General features: G+C 34.7%; 4 protein-coding genes and 1 pseudogene. All 5 read left to right on the forward strand.

The window, feature by feature from the left end:
- Positions 1-489 (forward strand): annotated as a pseudogene (locus tag ACK5ON_RS11075) (TonB-dependent receptor); the annotation flags it as partial.
- A gap of 97 nt (positions 490-586) precedes the next feature.
- Positions 587-1036, forward strand: coding sequence for a hypothetical protein (locus ACK5ON_RS11080; protein ID WP_396173684.1), 450 nt, complete (start codon positions 587-589; stop codon positions 1034-1036).
- Positions 1037-1059: 23 nt separating this feature from the next.
- Complete coding sequence (locus tag ACK5ON_RS11085) at positions 1060-2631, forward strand: hypothetical protein (protein ID WP_409822399.1); 1572 nt, start codon at positions 1060-1062, stop codon at positions 2629-2631.
- 224 nt (positions 2632-2855) lie between these two features.
- On the forward strand, positions 2856-4529 hold the full coding sequence (gene asnB / locus ACK5ON_RS11090; protein ID WP_409822401.1) for an asparagine synthase B: 1674 nt from the start codon (positions 2856-2858) through the stop codon (positions 4527-4529).
- Positions 4530-4855: 326 nt separating this feature from the next.
- On the forward strand, positions 4856-5856 hold a 1001-nt coding region (locus ACK5ON_RS11095), incomplete at its 3' end, for an ATP-binding protein (RefSeq protein WP_409822403.1).

Raw genomic sequence — 5856 nt, forward strand, 5'->3', positions numbered from 1 at the left:
GCAAATTTAGAAGGTTATGCCTATGGAAATTCCTTTGATGTGGTTTATGACAATGTCAAAACCATTAGTTTTTTCGGCGAATTGAAAGCTGAATTTTCTAAAAATGTTTCTTTTGGTGTCAACGGAACTTTCAGTAGTTATTCGATGGATGTTCAAAGGGAAGCATGGAATTTACCTGCTATAAAATTAGGAGCTAATCTCGACGTAGACATTACTCCAAAATGGTATTCGGGGATGAGTTTGTTTTTTGTAGGTCAAAGGGAAGACCAGTTTATCCGAAGTTCTATTTTAATTGATTATCCAATTGAGAATGTAACTTTAAAAAGCTATTTCGATTTGAATGCCCATGTTGGATACAAGTACAGCGAGCGCATGACTTTTTTCCTCAAGGGAAACAATTTAGCCAATCAAAATTACCAACGCTGGTTAAATTATCCGGTGCAAGGAATTCAAGTATTGGCTGGCGCGAGTTATAAATTTGATTTTTAATTTTTCTAACCACGAAGCACACGAAGTTTTGCACCAAGCGCACTATTTCTTTGTGAACCTTGTGCCTTCTTAGTGAGCTTAGTGGTTAAATTACAATATGACTATAAAACAACAAATTCTCAATCGATACAAGCAACTTCTTCAAGACCGAATCGATGTTTTTCAAGACATGATTTCAGGATTGACAGAAGATGCACAAAACGATGCCAAAGGTTCGGCGGGTGATAAGCACGAAACCGCTTTATCGATGATGCATATCGAGCAAGAAAAATTGAATTATAAGCTTAAAGAAGTATTAGAACAAAATAAAATACTAAATACTATTGATGAAACTATTACTCACAAAGTTATTGCCTTAGGAAGTTTGGTTACTGTAAATGAAATGATGCTTTTTATTTCAACAGCATTGCCTAAAATCATTCTTAACGACAAAACCATTTTTGCTGTTTCACCTCAATCACCTTTGGGAAGCAAGCTGATGGGGAAAGAAGTTGGGTTTGAATTTGAACTCCAGGGTAAGAACTATAAGATTGCCTTTGTTGAGTAAGTCTAACCCTAAAATAGTATATTATGAAAACCAATCTAATCCTCGTTTTTATGCTGGTTGTTGGCCAGATAAAAGCACAGAATCCTGAGTTTAAACAGTATGATAACGGATTAATTTATTCCGATGTTGCGATGGGCAAGTTAAAGCACATTGTAGATTCCCTCAATTTGAAGTTTAAGGTTTGTGATGTGAATAAAAAATTTTATTCAAATCGACAGACAATTGCGCATCACATTTCATTAGAAGTAAAGCAAGTAAAGGAAGCTAAAGCAGATATTGATATGAATATCAGTTTTGATGAATTCGTTAAAAAATATCCTAAGGCCAAAGTTGTTGAAAAATTAGTTCTAATCGCCACTACTTATAAAAATTACCGCGATGAAAACGAACTGGAATTTTTCAATATGGAATTATCTGAAAACAGTAACTTCAGTCTTTCATTTGAAAATAAAAACGAATCTGAGGTAATTCATGGCAATTGGATTTATAATTATAATGAAAAAACTAAATATTCTGATGAAGATATTCAAGCTTACTATATTTTAAAACCTTTCGAATCGCTTGAATTGCCGGAGAAATATTCCCGTTTAATTCAATATTCGGATTGTTTAATTGATACAACTGCTACAGTATTTACTAATAAAGCTAAAAATTCTGGTGTTCGTTATTATAGTGATACATTAACAAAAGCCAGAGTATTTATTCAATATGTTGATCAGGTATTGAAGCGACCAGAATTTGAGCCCGAGAAGTTTGATGTTTTGATAGGTATGGATACTATCGATTTTGATAAACCCAATAAAAAATTGAGTAAAAAGAAAAGAGAAGAAAGTAACAGAAAAAGGGTTATTATTGAAAAAGAATTCGAAGTTTTTCAGGATAAAATGAATGCTTGGCAAGAGAAACGACTTAGCCGTATAGACTCACTAAAGAATAATGATTCAAGTTTTATGACCAAACTAATGGAAGCTTATACTGAATCTAAAGAAAATAAGTCTTCTAATGATCAGTTTGAAGAATATGTTGGATTATATATTTCAAAGGATGCCGAGCTCGAGTTGAAAAGAAATAGAAGGGTTGTTGGTGGTTGCAGTATGGACGATAGCCCGCGAATACATGCCTTGAATATTGCTTTGCTTTCTGCTGAAACTACGAAATGGGAAATCTTTTTGCAATCTCATCTTAACATTATGAATGATCGCTTTGACAGGGTTAGTGACGGTGGTTGGGCGCAACAAGGAAGAAGCACTTACATTAGAGAAATAGAAGATTTGAATATCAATGTGCTCGATTTGCTTTTTGGAATTTCTTTAAGGGTAAATAACGCAGCTGAAAATCATTATTACGGAAGCATAAGTCGTTTGGGAAGAGCTTTGTCAGAAAGCAAGAATCAAATTGACTTTGAAAATAAATCTTTGGCAATGATTGAAGATAACGACTTGGATATCTACAATAGATTACTGATTTACTTCTTATTCAGGAATTACAACAATTACCTGCCAAATGAATTTCAGCAAAAACAAAATATAGAAAGACTCAAAATTTCAATTTCCAAATTACCCGATTATGTTGCTTCTAAAATAGTTTTAAATTAAAATAGTAAAGGGCTGTCTTCGGATAGCCTTTTTTACACTTTCTAACTCAAAACTTTGTTTTCCTATTTTTTAAATTTCATAAATTAATATTATTTTATTTTTTAGTTATAAATTATAATTAATTTAGTGATTATATTTTTAATTTATAACTATTATTCCATCTTTGCCCTATTAAATTAATGTCACCCTGAGCGCAGTCGAAGGGAAAATATACTAAAAAAAATATGTGCGGAATTGTATGCGCTTTCGATTTAAAACAAAAAGCAGAAGTTTTAAGACCACAAGTGTTGGAAATGGCCAAAATCATCCGTCATCGCGGTCCCGATTGGAGTGGGATTTTCAGTAATGATAAAGCCATTATGGCTCACGAACGCTTGGCTATTGTTGACCCAGCTTCGGGAAAACAACCATTGTTTAGTCAAGATGGAAAATTAGTTTTGGCAGCTAATGGCGAAATCTACAATCATAGATCATTACGCAAACAATTTGAAGGGAAATACCAATTTCAAACCGAAAGTGATTGCGAAGTTATCCTTGCCTTATACAAAGAAAAAGGCGTTCATTTTATTGATGAAATGAACGGAATTTTCGGATTTGCTATTTATGATGTCGATAAAGACGAGTATTTTGTAGCTCGAGACCATATGGGAATTATACCATTATACATCGGTTGGGATCAACATGGAACGTTTTATGTAGCTTCCGAATTGAAAGCGTTGGAAGGGTATTGCACCAAAATCCAATTATTTCCTCCAGGACATTATATGACCAGTAAGGACGGCGAATTTGTACAATGGTACAAGAGAGAATGGACAGATTATGATAATGTAAAAGACAATAAAACCAATATTAATGAAATAAAAGTAGCTTTGGAAGCAGCGGTTCACCGTCAGTTGATGAGTGATGTTCCTTATGGCGTGTTACTTTCTGGCGGATTGGATTCATCCATTACTTCGGCTATAGCCAAAAAATATGCCCAAAAAAGAATTGAGTCGGGTGACACACAAGAAGCGTGGTATCCACAATTGCACTCTTTTGCAGTGGGATTAGAAGGTTCACCCGATTTAGCGGCAGCAAAAGTTGTTGCTGATTATATTGGCACCATTCACCATGAAATTAAATTTACCATTCAAGAAGGATTAGATGCTATTCGTGATGTGATTTACAATCTTGAAACCTATGATGTGACTACCATAAGAGCATCCACACCCATGTGGTTAATGGCAAGAGTTATTAAATCGATGGGAATAAAAATGGTGCTTTCAGGAGAAGGTTCAGACGAATTGTTTGGAGGTTATTTGTATTTCCATAAAGCACCCAATGCTCGAGAATTCCATGAAGAAACGGTTCGTAAATTGAGCAAATTACACATGTATGATTGTTTGCGTGCTAATAAAAGTTTGGCCGCATGGGGAATTGAAGGTCGTGTACCATTTCTAGACAAAGAATTTATGGATGTCGCAATGCGAGTAAATCCACAAGACAAAATGATTAATCCAGAACATCCAATGGAAAAATGGGTTTTGCGCAAAGCATTTGAAGACATGCTTCCCGAAAGTGTGGCTTGGAGACAAAAAGAACAATTTAGTGATGGTGTAGGTTATAGTTGGATTGATACGTTGAAAGCTACCGTTGCTGCTGAAATTTCGGATGAGCAATTAGCCAATGCCAAATACAAGTTTCCGTTGCAAACGCCAACATCCAAAGAAGAATATTATTATCGTTCTATTTTTAACGAACATTTCCCAAGCGATGCGGCTGCATTATGTGTACCACAAGAAGCGAGTGTCGCTTGTAGTACTAAAATTGCCTTAGAATGGGATGAAGCGTTTAAAAATATGAATGATCCATCGGGTAGAGCCGTGGCGAATGTGCATGATGATGCCTATGTGAAATAACAATAGCAATTTCAAAAATCAAAATCAAATTCAAAATTCAATGTCAATAGTTAATCAATAAATTATTTAGCTAAAGTTTTTCCTTCTCAAATTTTCAGGACTACATGAAATTGTTTGTTTTGAAAATTTGTTTTTTCTATCCTTTTTAATTGTTCTTAGTTGAAATTATCATTGTAATTGATTTTTGACATTGATTTTTGACATTGTAATCGACACTTTTTTGTTAATAACTTAAAGGTTTTAAACTCGATTTGGAATAGGAAATCCTATGTGTTTTGTTATATTTGCGTGTTAGACAAAAAATAGATTTTTTACCCTAAAATAATATGAGCGACGAGATTAAAAAGAACAGTTATTCAGCCGATAGTATTCAGGCATTAGAAGGAATGGAGCATGTAAGAATGCGTCCTTCCATGTATATTGGAGATACTGGAGTTAGAGGTTTGCACCACTTGGTTTATGAAGTAGTTGACAACTCTATCGATGAGGCATTAGCTGGACATTGCGACACGATTGGTGTAATAATTAATGAAGACAATTCAATTACCGTTGAAGATAACGGTCGTGGAATTCCGGTAGACATGCACAAAAAAGAAGGTGTGTCCGCTTTGGAAGTAGTAATGACCAAAATTGGTGCCGGAGGAAAATTTGACAAAGATTCCTATAAAGTTTCTGGTGGATTGCATGGTGTAGGAGTTTCGTGTGTAAATGCACTTTCTGACCATTTGCGTGCAACTGTTTACCGCGATGGGAAAATATATGAGCAAGAGTACGAAAAAGGAAAATCAATGTATCCGGTTAAACAAATTGGTGAAACAACCAAAAGAGGAACGATGGTTACATTTAAACCTGATGCAACTATTTTCACACAAACATTAGAGTATTCCTATGATACCATAGCAGCTCGTATGCGTGAACTTTCTTTTTTGAATAAAGGAATTACGATTACGCTAACTGATAGAAGGCATACAAAAGAAAACGGCGATTTTGAAGGTGAAGTTTTTCATTCAAAAGAAGGATTGAAAGAATTCGTTCGTTTCCTTGATGGCAATCGTGTACCAATCATTAGCCATGTGATTAGCATGGAACATGAAAAGGGCGAAATTCCGGTTGAGGTAGCATTAATTTATAATGATAGTTATGCTGAGAATATATTTTCTTATGTAAACAATATCAACACACACGAAGGAGGAACGCACTTGCAAGGTTTCCGTATGGGTTTAACTCGTACGTTGAAAAAATATGCGGATGCTTCGGGATTATTAGAAAAATTAAAATTTGAAATTTCGGGTGATGACTTCCGTGAAGGATTGACCGCTATTATTTC

Origin of the sequence: Flavobacterium sp., assembly GCF_046317795.1 — a bacterium.
Lineage (GTDB): Bacteria > Bacteroidota > Bacteroidia > Flavobacteriales > Flavobacteriaceae > Flavobacterium.